Origin of the sequence: Aestuariivirga sp. (assembly GCF_046294715.1) — a bacterium.
Taxonomy (GTDB): Bacteria; Pseudomonadota; Alphaproteobacteria; order Rhizobiales; family Aestuariivirgaceae; genus Aestuariivirga.
Genome location: NZ_JBKBKI010000001.1, coordinates 308,793 through 328,836 on the forward strand (window position 1 = coordinate 308,793; position 20,044 = coordinate 328,836).

Below are 20,044 nucleotides of genomic sequence, written 5' to 3' on the forward strand. Positions count from 1 at the left end.
GCTTGTCGCGGCGGGAATTGCCAGCGATCACGGTACAAATGTTATACGGAAGTACGACCTTGTAACAAACGGAAAATTGGTGCAGCATCCCAATGCCGTTGAGAAAGTCATTGGCGGAAGCCGCCCCCGAGGAGCGGGTCCGCCTCATAAGGTGACGCGCGCACCAAGGAGGAAATCATGCTGAACACGACATTGAACCGGCGTAAGCTCATCCGCTCCGCCTCGATGGGAGCCATGGCAGCGGCGATGGCAGGGCAGTGGTCGCGCGGCGCCGGGGCAGCCGGAGCGAGCGAAATCGTCTGGGGGACTAACGAGGCCTATGCGCGGCCAAACATGCTGGCGCCGTTCACGGATGCCAGCGGCATCAAAGTGAAGACCGAGCTCTTTTCCGATCCAGCGGAAGTGGTCACCAAGCTCAAGGCCGGCGGTGCTGGCGTCCATATGCTGGTGGACGGATCCTACCATGTGAACCTGTCTTATGCAGATGGCGTCCTGCAGCCGATTGACATCGCGAATGTTCCAAATGCCGCACATGTGCTCGAAGAGTTCAAGGACGTCGAGGGCTTGTCTTTCGACGGCAAAGTGTATGGCGTTCCTATTGTCTGGGGCACGAATTCCATGATGTATCGCGCCCAAGACGTAGGCGGGGAGCTAGATGATATTGGTGCCCTGTTCGATCAACAGTTTGCTGGCCGCATTTCCATGCCTAACGGATTGTTTGAAAGCTTGATCGTCGGGGCAATGTACCTTGGCATCAAGAAGCCGTTCTCAATGACTGCAGATGAGTTGAACAGCGTCGTTGATCTGCTCATCAAGCAGAAGCCGCTCGTCCGCACCTACTGGAACGACATTGGCGACCTCAAGAATCTGATGGCGACGGGTGAGGTCGTCGTAGGGTGGGGCTGGCAACCGGTCATGGAATTGCGAAAGCAGGACATTGATGTTCGCTGGGCACATCCAAAACAGGGCGAGCTTGGCTGGTATGATGCGAATTATCTCACCAAGGAGGCCGAAGGCGACGTGAAGGCAGCCTGCGAGGCCTTCACAAACTACCTCGCGGGGGACACCTATGGGCGGATTCTGGGTGAGGAGACCGGATACCGCACCGCATCGAAGCTCGCCATAGCCGCCATGCCGGAAGATCTCCAGAAGAAATTGGAGATCAATGACCCAGGTGCATTCCTGAAGGGCGCTACCTGGTTCCTGAATCCATCGGATCCGCCCGCTTATCAGGCAGCATGGGACCGTGTCTTGAACGCTTGACGGATTATCTGTGGCTACAGGGTTCGGAAACATTGGAAGGGGCAGCGGCTGGATGAATGCAGCTGCCTTGCCGTGGCTAACCAGCCTTCTTGTTTTCTTCGCCTTCCCACTTGCCGGCTTGGTCGTGCTTTCCCTGACCGATCAAGCCGGAAATTTTTCCATTGCGAACTACGCGTCGCTCGCCGATCTCTCCTCCGGGCGACTGGATGTTTTGATCCGCACGCTTCGCATCGGAGTGATGGTCATCCTGATCTCACTCTGCATTTCGGTACCGGTGGCCTATTATCTCGCAAAGATAGTGAAGTCGACTCGCGTTGAGTCCCTCATTCTCCTTCTCGTCACGGCCACTTTCCTTGCAGGTCCATTGGTGCGCACTGTGTCTTGGCGCGGCATTCTGGGCGTGCATGGATTGATCAACGAACCCTTGATGCAGCTAGGACTGATCCAAGGTCCGATTCTGTCGCTCCTCTATGGCGAACTCGCCATGACGCTGGCGCTTGTGTACAATGTTTTCCCATTTCTGCTCTTTACCACCTATCTGTCGATGAAGGTGCTCGACGATCGCATCATTGCTGCGGCCCGCGATCTTGGCGCCTCCCCAGCCTCTGCCTTCTTCCGGGTAGTACTTCCGCTCGCCTCTCCCGGTGTGATCACCGGTGCGGTTTTGGTCTTTGTTCCAACGCTCAGTGCCGTTCTGGAGCCAGAGATTCTCGGCGGCACATCGAGCCGCTTGATGGCCACCGCCATTCGGGACCAGTTCTTCCACGCTCGTAATTGGCCGCTTGGCGCTGCTCTGACCGTTGTGCTCATCATCTCGGGCGCAATCACCCTCACCCTGGTTGCACTCGTCACCTCTTCCATCCTGAGGTTTTTCGGCCATTATGGCCTTGCCACGGGAGGTACTCTTCGTGGCAAGTGAACGGCATGCGTTCCTGACGTTGGCGACGGCAGCCATGCTGATCTTCTCGCTCACACCGCTTATCCTGATCTCGATTTTCAGCATTAATGAGTCGCGCTTCTACGCCTTTCCCATCACTGGCTTGACCCTGCAGTGGTACAGAGACTTGCTAGCGGATGAGCGAATATGGTCGTCGCTTCTCAGCAGCCTACTCATTGCCGCTGGCGTGTCAGTCATTTCGACATGCATGGGCACGGCATTTGCCTTCGTTGTGGTGCGCAGTGCCGGACGTTACTGGAGAACAATCTCTGCCATCGGGTTTATCCCCCTGGCAGTCCCCGTACTGGTCCTGGCCGCTGCATTGCAGGTTGCCTTTGTCGAACTCGGCCTCCCTCTCGGTTATGGCACGGTAATTATCGGGCATACAATCTTTGCGACCCCATTCGTGGTTCTAATGGTGGTGGCACAGCTTTATCGCTACGATCAGCGTCTCGATGCAGCGGCGCGCGATCTTGGCGCAAGTCCTATCGAAACATTTCGGTACGTAACCCTGCCGATCCTGATGCCGAGCATACGGTCAGGGGCGATCCTGGCCTTTCTTCTCAGCTTCAACGAGTGGGCCATCGCCTTCTTCACCGGCCGAGGCTTCAACACACTGCCGATGCTGGTCTACTCCATGCAGCGGAACGGTCTCCCCCCTTCTGTGCTCGCATATTCGAGCCTGATCGTAATATTCGTATTGGCAACTGTTCTCCTACTACTGCCATTTGTTCTGCGCATGCTCAGACGCGACTGATGTAAATCAATAATAGGAGTCAGGCCGGCGGCGATCACATGAACCGGATGGAGACGACATGAGACTGAAGAGCCGCAAATGCATCATCACCGGCGCGGGAAGCGGCATCGGCCGGGCTATCGCGAAGGGCTATGCACGCGAAGGTGCTACTGTCGTCATCGCCGATGCCAGCTTGCGCGGCGCAGAAGAAACCGCAACCTCCATCCGCGCGGAAGGGTTCATTGCCGAAGCCATCACGGTCGATGTGCGCTTTCGTGATCAGGTGGAACACATGATGTTCTGTGCGCTCGAGAGGTTGGGCGGACTCGATATCATGGTGTGCGCCGCGGGCATCTCTCCTGTAACCCACTTCCTCGATATCAGCGAGGAGGAGTGGGACCGCGTGATCGATACGAACCTGAAGGGCCTGTTCCTCTGTGGCCAGGCTGCCGCGCGCCACATGAAGACAGCGGGCGGCGGCGTCATCATCAACGTCACCTCGCAACTGTCGGAAGTTGCCCAACCGAAGTGTACCCACTACGTTGCCTCAAAGGGTGGAGCGAAGATGATCACCAAGGGAATGGTTGTGGACCTCGCTCAGTACAACATCCGTATCAATTCACTTGCGCCTGGCCTAACCAATACACCGATGAATCCGCTTGATACCCCTGAGGGCATGGCGGAGTATGTCAAAGTGATGCCTCATATTCCGATGGGACGGGTGGGCCAGCCGGAGGACATGGTCGGAGCTGCGGTCTTCCTTGCTTCTGATGAGTCGAGCTACGTTACCGGGGCAACAGTTCTCGTGGACGGCGGATATCTGGCGCTGTGATTGGAAAAGAAACAGTGGCATTACAAGAGGACATGCCTGGAGCAACGCTAGAAATTGCCGGTTTGACTCGGCATTTCGGTTCCGTCGTTGCCGTGGACAATGTTTCGCTGACGCTCGCGCCGGGAGAGATCGTCGCGATCCTGGGACCATCCGGTTCCGGCAAGTCGACGCTGCTCGGAATGGTGGGAGGCCAGATCCGCCCCGACTCAGGCGACATCCGCATCTCCGGCAACTCCATCGTCAACCTGCCTCCCAACAAACGTCCGACGGCGACGGTCTTTCAGGACTATGCGCTGTTTCCGCACCTGACAGTCGCCGAGAACATCGCTTTCGGGCTGCGCATGCATCGCTGGGAGAAGTCGGAAATGGAACGGCAAGTTGCCCACATGCTGGAGCTCGTCGGTCTGACCGGTTATGAGCGAAGGGCCATTTCCCAGCTTTCGGGCGGCCAGCGGCAACGCGTTGCCACCGCCCGTGCACTGGCAGTCCAGCCACGTGTGCTGCTGCTTGACGAACCGTTGGGTGCGCTCGATCGGCAAATCCGACTACGCCTGCAGAAGGAACTTGGAGAACTGCTGCGGCGACTCAGAATGACGGCCCTCCTGGTGACCCATGACCAGCAGGAAGCCTTCTCAATGGCCGACCGCGTGGCGGTCATGCGGAACGGGAGACTACTGCAGGTGGCGGCCCCCGGCGAACTCTATAGATCGCCGAATGACGAGTTCGTCGCCACCTTCCTGGGAAAGGGCCGGCTGTTCGACGGGGAGATCGTGACGTTGCACTCAGGTGGGCTCACGGTGAAAGTGGAGAACGCCGTGTTCAGTTGTCGTGGGTACGGCCAGCCTGGCAACGCGGTCAAGGTGCTTATCCGCCCTGAACACGTTCATATTCATCCAAACGATTTCGCCCATGCGACGTGGCGCAACCTGACTGTCCAGGAGGTGACGCCGGCTGGAGAGACGAGCGACATCGTCCTGGGCCGTGGCGATTTCCGTATCGAGTCGGTTGTACTGGGACCAGCCGTTCATAGGCGGGGAGACAGTGTGGCGGTCAGCCTCTCCCCGGACGGCCCGAGCATCATGCCTTAAACAAACTGCAAGTTATGGAAGTCTCATGCCCTATCATGTCGGAGTAGATGTCGGCGGAACGTTCACGGACCTTTTCGCGATCAATGACCGTGACGGCCGGATCGTTCTCGAGAAGGCCGACTCGACTTCAGATGCGGTCAGTGGCGTAATTGATGCGATCAAACTCAGTGGGATTCCCCCACAGGAAATCGAAACACTGATTTTCGGTTCCACCGCCATCACCAATGCACTTGTCGAGCGGAGGCTCACACCAGTCGCTTTCCTCGGCACCGAGGGCTTCACCGATACGCTGGAGGTCCGAAGGCTCTGGCGCGAACACCTCTTCGGCTGGAAGTGGGATCGGCCCCGGAGCCTCGTCGACCACGACCTGCGATTTGGCATTCGGGGCCGCATTGACTGGAAAGGCGAGGAGATTGAGCCCCTCAATATCTCCGATGTAGATGCAGCTGTGGAAAGAATGCAGCAGCGCGGAATCCGCGTCGCCGCAGTCTCGCTGCTGTTCTCGTTCCTCAACCCTGCGCATGAGCAGCAAGTGCGCGAGCGCATCCGCGCGACCGCACCGGACATCCAGGTGGTGCTGTCCAGCACCGTCAATCCGGAGATCAAGGAATACGAGCGCGCCTCGACCACGGTAATTGCAGCAGCCCTGGCGCCCCTTGCCGGAAAGATCATGTCCAATCTTGAAGCCCAGCTTTCGGCGTACGGGGTGCCGGCCAGGCCACAGATCATCAAATCGAACGGAGGCATCACGTCCTCCAGCTCGGCGCGGACCAAGCCGCTGGAGATGGCGCGCAGCGGGCCGGCTGGCGGGGTTGCCTCGGCCCTTCGCTTTTCACGGGAGGCTGGCATTCCGAACCTGATTGCGATCGATATCGGCGGCACAACAGCTGACGTTTCGGTCATCACGGGCGGTGAAGCAAGCTTCACGCAGCAGGCCAACCTCGAGTGGGACATTCCGCTCCGAACCGCCATGGTGGACGTGCGTTCGATCGGCGCCGGCGGCGGTTCGATTACGAGCCTCGACGCAACGGGGCGGCTGAAGGTCGGGCCGCAATCCGCGGGCGCCAACCCCGGGCCGGTCTGCTATGGGCGTGGCGGCACCCAGCCGACGGTGACGGATGCGGCGATTGTCGCGGGCCATCTCGACCCGCAGCACTTTCTCGGTGGACGCATGCCGATCTATGCCGACAAGGCGCGAGAGGTCCTGCAGGCGACCATTGCCGGGCCTCTCGGGCTGCCGGTCGAGCGCGCGGCGTGCGGCATCCTCCATCTCGCAGCCACCCGGATGGCGCAACTCATCGACGAGATGACGGTGCAGGTGGGTCTCGATCCCCGCGACTATACGCTCGTCGGATTTGGCGGCGGCGGTCCTCTGTTCCTGTCCGCCCTGGTGACCGAGACGGAAGCCGCAGCCGGCATCGTGCCTCTTTACCCCGCGGTGTGGTCGGCCTTCGGAGGCCTCTTTGCCGATGTCGTCCACGACTATGCCAAATCATGCCTCGCCAAGGTCGAGAGCATCGATCTTGACCTCCTCAATGGCGTATGCGCGGAGCTGCGCGAGCTCGCGACGGCTGACCTCTCGCGCGACGGGTATTCGCTCATTGACGCGGCGTTTCGTTTCAAGCTCGATCTTCGCTACGAAGGGCAGTCACACGAGATCTCCGTTCCGCTCGCCGACGCCCCTCCCTTCGGCCGCGACAGCCTTGCCGCCGCCCGGGTGCGCTTCGATGCGGCACATCTGCAGATCTTCTCCCACCAGCGGAGCGATCCGTGCCAGCTCGTAACTGTGCGGCTTTCCGCGTCAGTCCGACGAAAATTGGCAATTCCGGCGGTATCGGTCGCAGAAGCCCCCCAGCATCTACCTATGGAAGAGGCGGAGGTCTGGTTTCACGGCCATGACCGGCCACTGAGCACGAAGGTCATCGCGCGCGGCCAGTTGGGGCGCGGCAGCAGGATCGCGGGGCCTGCGATCATCATCGAACCGCAGGCCCACTGCATTGTTCCGTTGGGGCTAGAAGCCGCGATCGGCAGTTCTGGCGAAATCCTTATCCGGAGAACCGCAGCATGACGACGCCGCACCTGGACCATGTCACCCAGCGCGTCATCGGAAGCGCCTTCCAGATCATCTGCGAAGAGATGGGCCATACGATGATCCGTACGGCCAACTCCTCGCTTTTCGTCGAGGGGCGTGATTTCTCCTGCGCCATCGTGGACCGGAATGCGGAGTTGATCGCGGCGGCCAATTATGACCCGAGCCACCTGTCGGCCATGGCGCTCACCGTCGAGTTCGTGGTGCTGTTCTTCGGTCCGGAGAACATCTTTCCCGGGGACGTCTACCTCGTGAACGATCCCTATCGCGGCGGCGGTCATCTGCCGGACATTACCCTCATACGCCCGGTTTTCGCTGATTCCCGCCTTCTCGGTTATTCCGTGAACCGCGCACATCACCTGGACATCGGCGGCATGGCCGTCGCGGGCTTTCCGGGCACGGCACGCAGCGTGTTCCAGGAGGGGCTCCGCATTCCGCCGATCCGCTGGTTCCACAAGGGCGAGGAGAACCGCGACATCATCGAGTTCATCACGCTCAACGTCCGCTTCCCGCGTGACCAGTGGGGTGATTTCCAGGCACAGCTGGCGAGCACCCAGACCGCCGAACGACGGCTGTTGCGGCTGGCAGGACGATATGGCGCAGACGCCGTCCAGGCGGCGATGGAGGATGTGAAGGACCACGCCGAGGAACTGACCCGGCTGATGATCCGCGATCTCCCGGGCGGGCGCTATAGTTTCACTGAGTTCGTCGACGACGATGGCGTGACAGACCAACCGCGACGGATCGAGGTCGCGATAACCGTTCACGGCGACCGGATGACGGTGGACTTTACCGGAACGAGCCCGCAGGCCGAAGGGCCGGTCAATTCCTCCTACGGCAACACGCTGTCATCAACCTTCAACGCCATCCTTCAGTTGTTGGGGCCAGACGTACCCTTCAACAACGGCTGCTTCCGGCCGATTGAAGTTGTGGTACCGCGCGGCTGCCTCCTCAACCCCGCGCCTCCCGCCCCCTGCTTCGGGGGTGTGACAGAGGTCTCGATCAGGGTTGTGGATGCCATCATGGGAGCGCTGGCGCCGGTTGCCTCCAACCTCATCGGCGCAGGAAGCTACGGTACCTGCATTAACTTCTCCGGCGGCGGCTATGATGCTGAGCGCCGGGCGAGCTACGGCTTCTACTTCTTCATCGAAGGTGGTTGGGGCGCGTGTTCCTGGCGTGACGGCTGGAACTGCACGCCAAACCCGACGTCGAACTTCAACGATTATCCCGTCGAATGGATCGAGTCCACGCTTCCACTTCGCTACAAGGAGGTGAGACTGCACACCGACAGTGGCGGCCCGGGCCAGTGGCGCGGCGGAGTGGGCACCATCCGCACCGTGCAGCTCCTCGCGGACTCGGTCGAGATCAATTCGTTGGGTGAGCGCTTCCTCATCCCGCCCTTCGGCCTCGAAGGGGGCGATCCCGGCGCGTGCAATGCCCTCTTTATCCGGAGCGGAAGCAATGGAGACTGGCAGACGATCCGGCAGGCTCTTCACACGGCGAGCCCTTCGAAATTCAACGGTCTACGTTCGGGTCGGGACTCGTGGTTTCGCATGATGTCCGGCGGAGGCGGTGGTTACGGCGACCCGCTCGCGCGTCCGGCGGCACGCGTCGTCGACGACGTCGTGCAGGGCTTCGTGAGCCGCGAAGGAGCTCAGGCGGATTACGGCGTCGTCATCGTCACTCATCCCGACCACACCCTGGGTTATGATCCCGAACGCACCGAGGCACGCCGCGCAGATATGCGGCGGTCGCCGCGGAGCCGGCAACTGGCACGCGCGGAGGCGGTGGAACGCGCCAGGGCTGCAACGGCCGGGCAACAACTCTCGGAGGAAGCCGGTCAGACGGTGGAAGCGACCGAGAAGCGGATTGCCGCGGGTGCTGCGCGTCTGCGCCAGGAGTTGGGTGGGGCGAAGGCGGACGCGCTGGGTGCCACGCTCAGGACGCCGTTCACAAATCCGCGCGCCGTGAAGTTCTGGGACATGGACAGCCTGGACCGCTGGCTTCAGCGCCATGGCAATCAGGATGCGTCCGCGGAGGCAAAGTGAGCGCGGATCGGTCACGTGCCTTCCGCACCGGCGGCTGCCTGTTCGGCTCGCATCGGGCGGAGGGCGTTCTTCCCCAGGAAGCCGCGCGGCTCGATGCGTCGCTGCCCTTGTGGAACAACGAACTGCTCATTGACGTGGACATGCTGAACCTCGACTCATCCAGCATGCGGCAGATCACAGAATCCAGCGGAGGCGGCGAGGAGGCGATTGCCGCGCGGGTGAGCGAGATCGTGAGGTCGCGCGGCAAGATGCATAATCCCGTTACCGGTTCCGGCGGAGTTCTGGTCGGCCGGGTGGCTGAGATCGGACCGGACTTTCCGGACCGCACCCTCACCCCCGGAACCCGCATCTGCACGCTCGTGTCGCTGAGCCTGACGCCGCTCACCCTGGAGGAGATCGGGTCCATCGGCGCCGCGGCAGCGCAAATCGAAGTCAAAGGGAAGGCCATTCTATTCGAGACCGGTCTCTGCGCCCGCATCCCGAACGATATCCCGGAAAGGATCGCCACGGCACTGTTCGATGTCGCGGGCGCTCCCGCCACCGTCCTCAAGCTCGCGACTCCCGGGCAGCGGATCTGCGTCTTCGGAGCAGGCAAGGCCGGAACCCTCTGCCTCTTCGCGGCGCGCGAGATTCTGGGCGGTTCCGGCCTTCTCGTCGCCGTGGAGGGATCGGCTGCTGCGGTCGAGGAGGTGCGCGCACTCGGCATCGCGGATCACGTCATAGAGTGCGATGCTCAGGACGCCATTGCCGTTCATGGCGTGCTGCACCGGCTGTCGGGCGGCAGCATGTTCGATCTCGTCATCAACACCACCAATGTGGAGAGAACCGAGGGTGCTGCCATTCTCGCCACGCGGCCCGGCGGCCAACTCGTCTTCTTCAGCATGTCCACTTCCTTCACCCGGGCAGCGCTCACCGCCGAGGGCGCAGGGCGCGACATCACCATGATCGTGGGCAACGGCTATGTCCGCGGCTGGACGGACGCGACCCTCTCCCTCTATCGCAGGCATCCCCAACTGCACCTGTTTTTCGAGCGCCGCCATCCCCATGCCTGAGGTGCTCAGGCGAAGAGCCGCCGCATGTCGTCCGCCGTGGCGAGGCCGTATCCCAGCGTGCGCGCCACGCCGGCGAAGCAACTGATAAGCTCTGCATTATCGCGCGCCACACGGCCATCAGGCAGGCTCATGTTGTTCTCGAAGCCGATGCGCACATGGCCTCCCAGCGTGACGGCAGCCGCCGCGCACTCCACCTCGCGCTGCCCGAAGGCGCAGATGGACCAGGGAATTCCGGCCGACAGCCCGGGCTCCGCGGTCCATGCCAAGTACATCGGCAGCAGGTCCTCGAACCTTGAGACGCCCCCGGTATAGCGGCCGAGGACCAGGAGCACCCAGTGCCTGCCGGACGGGATGACGCCACGACGCCTCAGCCCGAGGTAGGACCGCACGTCCGCGGCATCATAGAGAATGAACTGCATGACGATGCCTGCCGCATGCGCCCAGGTGAGGAACGAGGCTACCTCCTGTTCCGGTGCCTGGCCGGAGAACAGTTCCCGCACGGCGATCGAGACCGCCTCCGGTTTGAGGCCTCGCACCATGCTCATCTGCTCGCCCGGAGTGTATGTTCCCACCGCCTCGCTCGTCACCTGGATGACGAGGCTGTCTCCCACGGCACTGCGAATGGCCCGCGTCGCCTCACGATAGGCATCGATGTCGAGGCTGTGGCGGCCCGCGGCATCCCGAACGTGAAGGTGGATCATGCAGGCTCCGCCCTCGCGGCAGGCCGCGGCGCAGTCTGCAAGTTCCGCTGCGGAGAGCGGAAGCCGGGGGTGGTCGGACTTCGTCTTGCGCGCTCCGTTGGGCGCCACGGCCAGAAAGATGGAGCCCGCAGGGTGCATGCCGTCAGACCTTCGCCCGGGTCGCCGCATCGATCGCGGCGCACAGGAGGTCCACGATTCGGGCGATGTCTTCCGCCGTGCAGATGAACGGCGGCGCCAGCATCACGTGGTCTCCCCGGCGCCCGTCGATCGTGCCGCCCATGGGGTATGTCATTAGCCCGCGGGCCATGGCCTCGCTCTTGATCTTGGCGTGCACGCGGCGCGCGGGATCGAAGGGTGCCTTGGTCTCGCGGTTCTCCACGATTTCCACGCCGCGCAGCAGCCCCCTGCCCCGGATGTCTCCCACATGCGGGTTCCGGGCGAGCTTCTCCCGCAGAAGCCGGTCGAGCTGCTCTCCGCGCACGCGCACGTTGGCGAGCAGGTCCTCCTCCTCGATCGTCCTCTGCACCTCGAGGGCTGCGGCACAGGCGATGGCATGGGCCAGGTAGGTGTGACCGTGCTGGAAGAAACCCGAGCCTTCCACTAACGCCTTGTAGATGTGACTTCTCGCGAGAATGGCGCCGATGGGCTGGTATCCTCCACCAAGACCCTTTGCGATGGCCACGATGTCCGGAACAATTCCGTCTTCCTCGCAGGCGAAGAGATAGCCCGTTCGACCCATACCGGACATGACCTCGTCTTGGATGAGCAGCACGCCATACTTGTCGCAGACGGCCCGGATACGGCGGAAGTAATCTGCCACCGGCGGCACAGCGCCGAGCGTGGCGCCCACCACCGTCTCGGCCACGAATCCCGCGACCGTCTCGGGCCCGAGTTCGAGAAGCCTCTGCTCCAGCTCCGCCGCGAGGCGGACGGCATAGTCCTCCTCGCTCTCCCCCGGACGGAGGTCCCTGTAGGCATAGCAGGGCGAGACGTGATGCGCCTCGATGAGGATCGGCCGGAACGGCTCGCGCCGCCAGGCATTGCCGCCGATCGCCAGCGCACCCAGCGTGTTGCCGTGGTAGCTCTGCCGGCGAGCAATGAAGCGGTGGCGCGAGGGCTGGCCGATCTCGAGGTAGTACTGCCGCGCCAGCTTCAGCGCCGCTTCCACCGCCTCCGATCCGCCAGACACGAAGTAGAGATGGTTCAGCGTCCCCGGGGCATGCGCGGCGAGATGATCCGCAAGGTCCTCAGCCGCTTTCGTGGTGAAGAAGGAGGTGTGCGCATATTCCAGTTCGCGCGCCTGCCGGACGATTGCTTCCGTGATGCGCGGATGTGCATGCCCTAGGCACGACACCGCCGCCCCGCCCGATGCGTCGAGATAACGCTTGCCCTCGGAATCGATGATCCAGATGCCATCGCCCCTCACCGCGACGGGAAGAGCCTTGCGGGGATCACGGTGGAAGACATGGGTCATTTCGCACTCCAGATGGTCCGGCACAGCCTGCCGAACTTGTAACATCTGTTACACGAGCTCACAATTGAAACAAATGTTTCCTCCGAAGTCCTCGCTCTCAGGGTCCGGGCACGTAGTTCCGCCAGGCGTGCTCTTCGCGGAAGCCGAGGACATCGCGAATCCTCCGGTTCGCGAGGAGCGTCTCAAAGGGACCGAGCGCGTGCTTCTGCGGCACGCCGGGAAAGAAGCGCGCGAGTAGCTCCTTGTTAGGAATATCCGATGAGGTGTGGTCGTTTGCGGCGTTGAAGACCTGGAACCCGAGCCCATCCCGTTCGAGTGCCAAGTGAACCATCTGCCCGAGGTCGCGCGCGTCGATATAGCTCCAGAAGAAGCGCATTCGGGTCTCCGGAGTCCGGAACCAGTTTCTGAACTTGGCGTGGTCCTCCGGCACGATGACGTCGCCGATCCTCAGGACATAGATGTCCGCCTGGTACTGGCCAGCAAAGGCGCGGGCTGTTTCCTCATTGAGCAGTTTTGAGAGACCGTAGGCATCGGTGGGCGAGAGCGGGTGTTCTTCGTCGACGGGAAAGTACCGGGGTGCCCGGATCCGCTCGGAATAGGCAAAACCGTATGCTGCCTCGCTCGAGGCAAGGATAATCTTCCGGATGCCGAGCTTGCGGGCGCTCTCAAGGACATTGTAGGTTCCCAGCACATTGACTTTCATGACCTCCGGGTCCGCGACGGCGAACATGCGCGGGATTGCCGCCAAGTGTATCACTGCATCCGCAGGTCGTAAGGAAAATGCTTTAGCGGGATCCTCGGCCCCTAGGTACGACGAGAGCGCGCTGAACACCTGCGTGCCATCGCGGATGTCGGTCACCAGGGTGCGGCATGGCAGTGACTCCTCGGCACGCGCATCCAAGTTGAGAACTGTGTGGCCCTGCCCCACCAGAAAACGGATCACGTGCCGCCCGGCCTTGCCACTTCCTCCCGTAACTATGACCTGCCTTGCCATTTCGCCTGCGCCCTCCGATTCAAAAACTGTGGAACGCTACTCTTCGCACAGGCACCGTTCGCGGCCAATCGAGAGGCTTATCCGCCAGGACACAGCTCAAGCGAAAGAGCCATGTCGGCACTTCACCCTCGTTCCCCCATGTGCCCGGCTCGTCGAGACGACCGAAGTGGCAAGTGCCTTCCATCAATGACGGCTTGACCGCAAGTCACTCTATCGTCGTACCTTTCTGCCACTGCGCAATTGATCGGATCTCAATTCTACTGAAGCGACGAGGAGCATACAACGGTGAGTACGCTTTAAAAACTGGCGCTGGGCACGTCACCTGAGATGCCAAACCCCACACTGAGCCTTGACGTGCGGATGCTCTTGTGGTGACTTGTTACAGCATCCTAGAAGAGGTGCCGACTATTGAAGTCGAGATAACCGAGGAACGATTACCTCCTCGAAGATAATGAAGAATGGCCCCGACAACTTGTCGAGGTAAGCCAGCCAACAACTCCAAACGACAAAAGCAATCTGCGTGATCGCCATGCGCGGAAACATAACAGTTCTTGGAGATTGACAATGCATCTTGCCATTGTAGATGGTGTTCGCAGGCCACCCTCAATCGGACTGAATGGAACCTGTCCCGTTTGTGGAGAACGCATGCTTTCGAAATGCGGTGAGGTCAGAGTTCATCATTGGGCCCATCATGCCAGGCGACATTGCGATCGATGGTGGGAGCCCGAAACGGACTGGCATCGGGAATGGAAGAACCATTTCCCGATGGAATGGCAAGAAGTGATCCATCACAATCCCGATGGAGAGCGGCACGTTGCTGATGTACGGACGGGGAACGGGCTGGTGATCGAATTTCAGCATTCACACCTTAGTCCTGCTGAACGTCGGAAGCGTGAGACCTCTTATGGAAACATGGTCTGGGTTGTAGATGGCGCTCGACTTTCGGGAGACCGGCCACGGTTCATCAACGGAGTGCGCACCCTCCAGGCAACAGGACTCCGTGGTTTCTGCGCCCATCTTGACCCACAGGACTGCTTCCCTAAAAACTGGGTCAATTCGAGCAAGTTGGTCCTGTTTGATTTCGGTCGGGATCCTGAAAATGTCTCGTCCAATGATACTGTTAGCAATTTGTGGTGTTTGCTGCCTGGACGAGCCGACGGGAGAGTAATCTTCGGGGCGCTGCCGCGGTCTGAATTCGTGAGGTTGGCAATTGAACGTCCATACATCTTGCAGGCGGAAAAAATTGTAACACTCCTTGATCAACACTATCGCGATCTTCGGCTACAACGAGCGCAAGCCATGATGCAGAGTTATCAAAAGGTATCCACGACCTCCCGACATCCGTTGTGGAACATGCGATGGCGCAGAAAAAGGTGGCGCCGCTGGTAAGGCCCCTTTTGCTGATGCGGTCGGCCGCATAAGAAGTTTGGCGATTCACAATCACCGCAGGCATCTCAGAAAGAGTGGAGTCTTCCATAACGCCCGTTATGCGAATGTGATGTTGGCCCTGTTGCCAATCCCGCCAGAACCTCATGATCTGCTCCCCTGAAAATTCCCCGGGTTGAGGTTAGTCTGTTCTCTGGAAGGGAGACGGACGATGAAGAAGAGCAGGTTCACCGAGGAACGGACCATTTCGATCCTGAAGGAGCATCACGCTGGCTTATCAGCAGCTGAGCTGTGCCGGAAGCACGGGCTCAGCGACGCGACGTTCTACAAGTGGCGTTCGCAGTATGGCGGCACGGAAGTGTCGCAGGCCCGGAAGCTAAAGGCCCTGGAGGAGGAGAACGCCAAGCTCAAAAGGCTGCTGGCGGAGTCGATGATGGATGCATCGACGTTGCGGGAGATGCTGGCAAAAAACTTCTGACGCCCGGTTCGAGGAGGAATGCCGTGGATTGGGCGATGAAGGAGAAGGCTTATAGCCAGCGCCATGCCTGTACCTTGGTAGGGATCGACCCGAAGGTCTACCGCTAGCGGTCACAGCGTCCTGACGACACTGGCTTGCGGCAGCGGCTGAAAGAGCTTGCCGGCCAGCGTCGAAGGTTCGGCTACCAGCGGCTTCACATCCTGCTGGAGCGTGACGGCGTCCATGTGAACTGGAAAAAGCTGTATCGGCTCTATCGCGAGGTACGGCTCACAGTTCGTAAGCGTGGTGGCCGGAAGCGGGCCCTTGGCACCCGGTCACCCATGACGATCCCGCAGGAGCCGAACCAGCGCTGGAGCCTGGACTTTGTCTCTGACGCGCTAACTGATGGCCGACGGTTCCGGGTGTTCTGCGTCATCGACGACTTCAGCCGCGAGTGCCTTGCCACCGTCGCGGACAACTCGATCTCCGGCCACCGAGTTGCGCGGGAGCTGGACCGGATTACTGAAAGCCGGGGCTATCCCCTGATGGTGGTGAGCGACAACGGGGCGGAACTCACCTCGAATGCCATCCTGCAGTGGCAAGAGTAACACGCCGTCCAATGGAACTACATCGCCCCGGGCAAGCCGATGCAGAATGGCTTCGTGGAAAGCTTCAACGGCTGACTGCGCGACGAGTGCCTCAACGAGCACCTGTTCGCAAGCTACCGGCAGGCACAGAACATCATCGAAGAATGGAGGATCGACTACAATCAGAACCGCCCACACACGAGCCTCAACGGGCTCACACCAATAGAGTTTGCAAACCGGTCCAACATGGACCAAAACCTGAACAGAACTAACCTATGAACGAAGGCATTCCAGGGAGCAGGTCAAACGCATTGGCTCAGTCGCAGCAGTGTCCGCGTAATTTCTGGTTGTACATTCCGGAATTACCCTTTTGGTTATCAATTCGATAATCCAGTCCAGCCGACCTCCTTGTCCGCAAGCCAAAATGTAATCGAAAACCCCTGCAAAGAAAGCGCCGGAGCAACCTGATCCGGAGGGCACGGAATGACTCCAGACCGCGCACCTTCATCGAATTGCCTTAGCGGAAAACTAGGATAACATGAGATATGTTCTACTGGGGCATACTGGTTGGGATGATTATGAGGCGGATTCGGACCGCAGATATACCGGGAAAAGAGTGTCGCACGCGAAGTGCTGACAATCTGATCTACGCTTGCCCGCTGATTTTCCAGATTCGCCCGATATATGGCCTGACCTTCGATTAGGCTTCGACGATGACCCGCTGTACTTTTTGCAACGACTATGCAGGCACTACAATTACCGTGCCGTACGACTATCTTCCCAGGATTCAGGTCAACAAGGTTCCGGACGACGTCGCTGCATTACCAGTGGGATTGCCCGGTTGTGTCGAGTGTAAGGAACTCCTCGACGAAATATCCTATCGATCCCTGGAAGTTGCGGCGGGATATATAGCTTCCGTTTTTCGTGAACGCTACGATCACCTCCTGTCAGATATCAAATGGACACGGGATGAGCTCGACGAACTGGGCCATGGACTGCGCGCCAGCATAGAACAATCCTTGTCTGCCCAGCTTGAGATAAAAGCCAGGGTCGACCACTGTGACCGCGTATCCGTGACTGGCCCCGAACTATCGGAGGAACTCCGGGACGAGATTGAATACGAGATTTCGCGGCGGGCGGCCAGCCTGCGCACTCCCGAACCCGCACCCTCCGCGCTCGTAGCAGATCCGCCCACACTTGGTGATCTCCCGGATTTCGTGGCGGAGGAGGACGCTGAGGAATACTTCAAGGGGACTGCGGGTACGCAGGTGCGGGGCACTTTCGTACAGCCTGCCGTGGACACCGGCAGCGCCAGATCTGGCGAGGACGTTGACTGGGAGCTTGATCTCTCGCCTTCGATGATTGCGGGAGAAGGAATTGGCTTGGCCGCGGGAGTTGTTCCAGTCAAAGCCGATGAAAGTGACTTCCTCAAGGTTCGCAGTGGTGGTCGACAGTCAACCCGTACGGCGGTTCTTCCGACCAGTACACAATTCTCGGTCGACCCAACATTCTGCATGGAATGGGCGTTCGCTGTCACGGAAAAGAGATACTTCACAGCACATGACCTTGATGCACTGATTGACCACTGTGATGGCAACTTCGATCCCGAAGAACTTCGGTTCAATCTGCTAAAGACTCTCGAGGCCGCGGAAATCGATCTGCGAGAAGACGAAGACTTCCGGAATTCCTATGACTTTGAAACCGCATCCGAAGTTTCCGTCGAAGAACTGGCGGAGGCGCTCGAGGCTACATGTTCCCGGGCCACGCTCTTGCCGGGCACTTCGCGGTTTACTGTGGACAGGGCTCGTGAAGCTCAATTGCTCGAAACTCTGGTACGGGCAAAACAAGATGTGCAACTGGGCGTTCTTTCATATGCTCCCGCTCTCGAGATCATACTCGATATGGCAAACAGGGTGATTGAAGGGTCAGTGGATGCGCGCTACGTAACGATGAGGAATGTTCTGCCGTCACAACCAAATGACAAGGAGACCCGCAGTTTCCTGGGTGCACGTGACGCCCTGAAGAGCTGGGCCGAAAGTGGCAGGGTCATGGAAGGCAGACGTCGTCGCGAAGCTCTGGCAGCAGTCGATGCGCTTGACATGAGCCTAATGTCTTTCAAGACGATCGTTGATACACTGGCCAAGAGAAATTCACATCATCACCAGTCTGCAAGACTTGATGCCCTGGTTTCAGCATTTGAGAGTGCCATCGAGCGGCTGGTGATGGAACACCTCCCATTCGCGCGTCGCTTCGCTGCCAGAAACGTAGGGACTGGAGAGGATCCCGAAGACGTCTTTCAGATCGCTTTCATGGGATTGCAGCGTGCCACACGACGCTTTGATCCCGAACGCGGGCACAGATTTGTGATCTATTCCTCTTTCTGGATGAAGCAGAATCTGGCGCGCTGGCGTGCTGATGAGGGACTAATGGTGCGGATTCCGGTCCATCGACATGAGAGGATCGCCAAGTTTGATCTCGCATTGGATGCTCTGGAAAATGAACTGGGGCGACGCCCGAGCACACTGGAGCTTGTAGAAAGACTTGGGTGGGAGCCCGCCGACGTGGAGCGTGTTGAAGGCATTCCGCGGTCATGTGTGGAAATCGGAGACAGCCCTGAAATTCCTGAGCTGATTCAGCAATCTGTTCAGCAGGAGGACATCGAGAAGGAGGACACCAGGATTCAGATCAACCGGATGCTCGATGAAATCCCTGAGCGGGAGAGTGCAATCGTTCGCATGCGCTTCGGCATCGGGTGCGAGCAGGAGATGACGCTCGAGGAAGTCGGTCAGATGTTCGGCGTAACGCGTGAACGGATCCGGCAAATCGAGGCCAAGGCCGTCAGACGACTCTCACACCCAGCGCGAATCCGCCGCCTGCAGGCCTTGGCGGAGAATTGACGGAATGGGGGTACGCAATGCACCGCCCCATGCCGGTTCCATGCTCGAGTCTCTCAGGGGGCTCGGATATGCTCCTGCGACTGCTCTGGCTGACCTTGTGGACAATTCCATTGCAGCTGACGCCCGGGAAATTGCCATCCAGTTCGAATGGAAGGGACCCGATAGCTGGGTGAGGATTGTAGATGATGGTGTTGGCATGGACGATGCCACGCTTGAGTCGGGGATGCGCCTGGGCGCCCGCGACCCCAGGAGCATCCGCACCGCCAGGGATCTCGGACGCTTTGGTCTCGGCCTGAAGACAGCCAGCTTTTCACAAGCCCGAAGATTGACAGTTGCCAGTCGCCGTGCGGGTGGATCAATTGTCTGCCTGCGCTGGGACCTGGATCTCATTGGCGATGATGAAAACGCAGACTGGCCGCTCTACGAAGGTCCGGCACCCGGGTCGGAGCATCTGATCGAGCCTCTGGAGCGCATGGAACATGGTACTCTAGTCGTATGGGAGACTCTCGATCGTATCGTCACAGACGGTTTTACAGCGAATGACCTGATCGAGCTGGCTGACGGTGTGGAAGCGCACCTTGCCATGACGTTTCACCGCCTGATTGACGGAGCGCAACCCGAATTCAGGCTGCTGCTCAACGGCCGCCTCGTAAAGGCTTGGGATCCTTTCATGGTCGGACATCCGGGGAAGGCTCTCGAGAGTGCGGAATACAGAATTTTCCACGCAACGGGCGTGAATGTCCAGTGCCACGTACTGCCACATCGCGACATGCTCAAGCCGGCCGAACAGCAGGCTGCGGCCGGACCGGCTGGGTGGACTCAGCAGGAGGGCTTTTATGTCTACCGCAACAGGCGACTCCTCCTCGCGGGCGGGTGGCTAGGACTGGGAGACGGCGGGAGGCCTTGGCCTCGTGATGAGGCCCACAGGCTTGCTCGCATCAGACTGGATATCCCGAACAGCGCCGACGCCGACTGGAAAATCAACGTCCTGAAGTCAACCGCCAGCCCGCCAGTCAGACTGCGGTCGCAGCTTCACAGGCTTGCATCCGAGACACGGGAAACTGCGCGCCGCGTCTTTGCTCATAGGGGTCATATCACACCGGCTGCTGGCACCCGACCGGACGCATTGACCGAAGTTTGGCAAGTCCGGAAATCGACTCGCGGTACGTCCTACAGGATCAACAAGGAGCATGATCTCGTTGCCACCATTATGGATCGTGCCGGGCCCCTGAGGACAGACATCCTCGCACTCATCCGCCTCATAGAGGAAACAGTCCCGGTTCAACGTATTTGGCTCGATACTGCCGAAGACAGGGAGACGCCCAGGACCGGCTTTGTGGATACACCAGAGGCCGAGATCCGGGACACACTCAGCTCGCTATTCGAGTCACTCGTGACCTATCGCCACCTCAGTCCGCATGAAGCCCGCGAGAGGCTCAAACGCACACCTCCTTTTGATCGCTTCCCAGATCTTGTCGCCGCACTTGAACCGAAAGATTGAAA

14 protein-coding genes and 1 pseudogene are annotated in these 20,044 nt (G+C 60.0%); 12 read left to right on the plus strand and 3 right to left on the minus strand.

The features are described 5' to 3' along the window. The first annotated feature begins 177 nt into the window (after positions 1–177). From ACK4HL_RS01520 to ACK4HL_RS01555, 8 genes are read left to right on the plus strand one after another with little or no spacing between them, the layout of a single operon-like run. Entirely contained in the window at positions 178–1,263 is a 1,086-nt protein-coding gene (locus ACK4HL_RS01520) for a PotD/PotF family extracellular solute-binding protein (RefSeq protein WP_409756035.1), read from the plus strand. A gap of 52 nt (positions 1,264–1,315) precedes the next feature. Continuing rightward, positions 1,316–2,182 (plus strand): ABC transporter permease, encoded by an 867-nt coding sequence (locus ACK4HL_RS01525; RefSeq protein ID WP_409756037.1) that lies wholly within the window; start codon positions 1,316–1,318, stop codon positions 2,180–2,182. Continuing rightward, positions 2,172–2,957 (plus strand): ABC transporter permease, encoded by a 786-nt coding sequence (locus ACK4HL_RS01530; protein ID WP_409756038.1) that lies wholly within the window; start codon positions 2,172–2,174, stop codon positions 2,955–2,957. The genes ACK4HL_RS01525 and ACK4HL_RS01530 overlap by 11 nt, the downstream gene beginning before the upstream one ends. Before the next feature lie 58 nt (positions 2,958–3,015). Continuing rightward, positions 3,016–3,768 carry an SDR family NAD(P)-dependent oxidoreductase gene (locus ACK4HL_RS01535; protein WP_409756039.1) on the plus strand — a complete coding sequence of 251 codons (753 nt, stop codon included), beginning with the start codon at positions 3,016–3,018 and terminating at the stop codon, positions 3,766–3,768. A 14-nt stretch (positions 3,769–3,782) separates the two neighbouring features. Further along, positions 3,783–4,856, plus strand: coding sequence for an ABC transporter ATP-binding protein (locus tag ACK4HL_RS01540; RefSeq protein WP_409756041.1), 1,074 nt, complete (start codon positions 3,783–3,785; stop codon positions 4,854–4,856). A 25-nt stretch (positions 4,857–4,881) separates the two neighbouring features. After that, positions 4,882–6,924, plus strand: coding sequence for a hydantoinase/oxoprolinase family protein (locus ACK4HL_RS01545; RefSeq protein WP_409756042.1), 2,043 nt, complete (start codon positions 4,882–4,884; stop codon positions 6,922–6,924). Next, positions 6,921–8,993 carry a hydantoinase B/oxoprolinase family protein gene (locus ACK4HL_RS01550; protein WP_409756044.1) on the plus strand — a complete coding sequence of 691 codons (2,073 nt, stop codon included), beginning with the start codon at positions 6,921–6,923 and terminating at the stop codon, positions 8,991–8,993. The genes ACK4HL_RS01545 and ACK4HL_RS01550 overlap by 4 nt, the downstream gene beginning before the upstream one ends. Beyond that, positions 8,990–10,045 carry a zinc-binding dehydrogenase gene (locus ACK4HL_RS01555; RefSeq protein ID WP_409756046.1) on the plus strand — a complete coding sequence of 352 codons (1,056 nt, stop codon included), beginning with the start codon at positions 8,990–8,992 and terminating at the stop codon, positions 10,043–10,045. The genes ACK4HL_RS01550 and ACK4HL_RS01555 overlap by 4 nt, the downstream gene beginning before the upstream one ends. A 5-nt stretch (positions 10,046–10,050) precedes the next feature. Here the strand turns inward: ACK4HL_RS01555 and ACK4HL_RS01560 are convergent, their stop codons facing one another. From ACK4HL_RS01560 to ACK4HL_RS01570, 3 genes are all read right to left on the minus strand, one after another. After that, positions 10,051–10,884: a 3-keto-5-aminohexanoate cleavage protein gene (locus ACK4HL_RS01560; RefSeq protein WP_409756048.1), complete on the minus strand. Its 834-nt coding sequence runs from the start codon at positions 10,882–10,884 to the stop codon at positions 10,051–10,053. Between the two features lie 4 nt (positions 10,885–10,888). Beyond that, the gene (locus tag ACK4HL_RS01565; protein WP_409756050.1) at positions 10,889–12,220 is read right to left on the minus strand and encodes an aspartate aminotransferase family protein; all 1,332 of its coding nucleotides are present in this window, start codon (positions 12,218–12,220) and stop codon (positions 10,889–10,891) included. Between the two features lie 97 nt (positions 12,221–12,317). Next, positions 12,318–13,214, minus strand: coding sequence for an NAD-dependent epimerase/dehydratase family protein (locus ACK4HL_RS01570; RefSeq protein ID WP_409756052.1), 897 nt, complete (start codon positions 13,212–13,214; stop codon positions 12,318–12,320). 645 nt (positions 13,215–13,859) lie between these two features. On the opposite strand from ACK4HL_RS01570, the gene ACK4HL_RS01575 reads away from it, so the two are divergent. The 4 genes and pseudogenes from ACK4HL_RS01575 to ACK4HL_RS01590 all read left to right on the plus strand — a co-directional run bounded on the left by ACK4HL_RS01575 (position 13,860) and on the right by ACK4HL_RS01590 (position 20,042). Beyond that, positions 13,860–14,603: a competence protein gene (locus ACK4HL_RS01575; RefSeq protein ID WP_409756054.1), complete on the plus strand. Its 744-nt coding sequence runs from the start codon at positions 13,860–13,862 to the stop codon at positions 14,601–14,603. A 208-nt stretch (positions 14,604–14,811) separates the two neighbouring features. Next, positions 14,812–15,923, plus strand: a pseudogene (locus tag ACK4HL_RS01580) (IS3 family transposase). 434 nt (positions 15,924–16,357) lie between these two features. Then, positions 16,358–18,541: a sigma-70 family RNA polymerase sigma factor gene (locus ACK4HL_RS01585; RefSeq protein WP_409756056.1), complete on the plus strand. Its 2,184-nt coding sequence runs from the start codon at positions 16,358–16,360 to the stop codon at positions 18,539–18,541. Between the two features lie 40 nt (positions 18,542–18,581). Continuing rightward, positions 18,582–20,042, plus strand: coding sequence for an ATP-binding protein (locus ACK4HL_RS01590; RefSeq protein WP_409756058.1), 1,461 nt, complete (start codon positions 18,582–18,584; stop codon positions 20,040–20,042). Positions 20,043–20,044 lie beyond the last annotated feature (2 nt).

Excerpts from the sequence above, each read along its gene's own strand:
- ACK4HL_RS01565 (WP_409756050.1), bottom strand. The coding sequence starts at position 12,220 with ATGACCCATGTCTTCCACCGTGATCCCCGCAAGGCTCTTCCCGTCGCG.
- ACK4HL_RS01570 (WP_409756052.1), bottom strand. The coding sequence starts at position 13,214 with ATGGCAAGGCAGGTCATAGTTACGGGAGGAAGTGGCAAGGCCGGGCGG.
- ACK4HL_RS01535 (WP_409756039.1), top strand. The coding sequence starts at position 3,016 with ATGAGACTGAAGAGCCGCAAATGCATCATCACCGGCGCGGGAAGCGGC.
- ACK4HL_RS01560 (WP_409756048.1), bottom strand. The coding sequence starts at position 10,884 with ATGCACCCTGCGGGCTCCATCTTTCTGGCCGTGGCGCCCAACGGAGCG.
- ACK4HL_RS01520 (WP_409756035.1), top strand. The coding sequence starts at position 178 with ATGCTGAACACGACATTGAACCGGCGTAAGCTCATCCGCTCCGCCTCG.
- ACK4HL_RS01525 (WP_409756037.1), top strand. The coding sequence starts at position 1,316 with ATGAATGCAGCTGCCTTGCCGTGGCTAACCAGCCTTCTTGTTTTCTTC.
- ACK4HL_RS01550 (WP_409756044.1), top strand. The coding sequence starts at position 6,921 with ATGACGACGCCGCACCTGGACCATGTCACCCAGCGCGTCATCGGAAGC.
- ACK4HL_RS01575 (WP_409756054.1), top strand. The coding sequence starts at position 13,860 with ATGCTTTCGAAATGCGGTGAGGTCAGAGTTCATCATTGGGCCCATCAT.
- ACK4HL_RS01590 (WP_409756058.1), top strand. The coding sequence starts at position 18,582 with ATGCTCGAGTCTCTCAGGGGGCTCGGATATGCTCCTGCGACTGCTCTG.
- ACK4HL_RS01585 (WP_409756056.1), top strand. The coding sequence starts at position 16,358 with ATGACCCGCTGTACTTTTTGCAACGACTATGCAGGCACTACAATTACC.
- ACK4HL_RS01545 (WP_409756042.1), top strand. The coding sequence starts at position 4,882 with ATGCCCTATCATGTCGGAGTAGATGTCGGCGGAACGTTCACGGACCTT.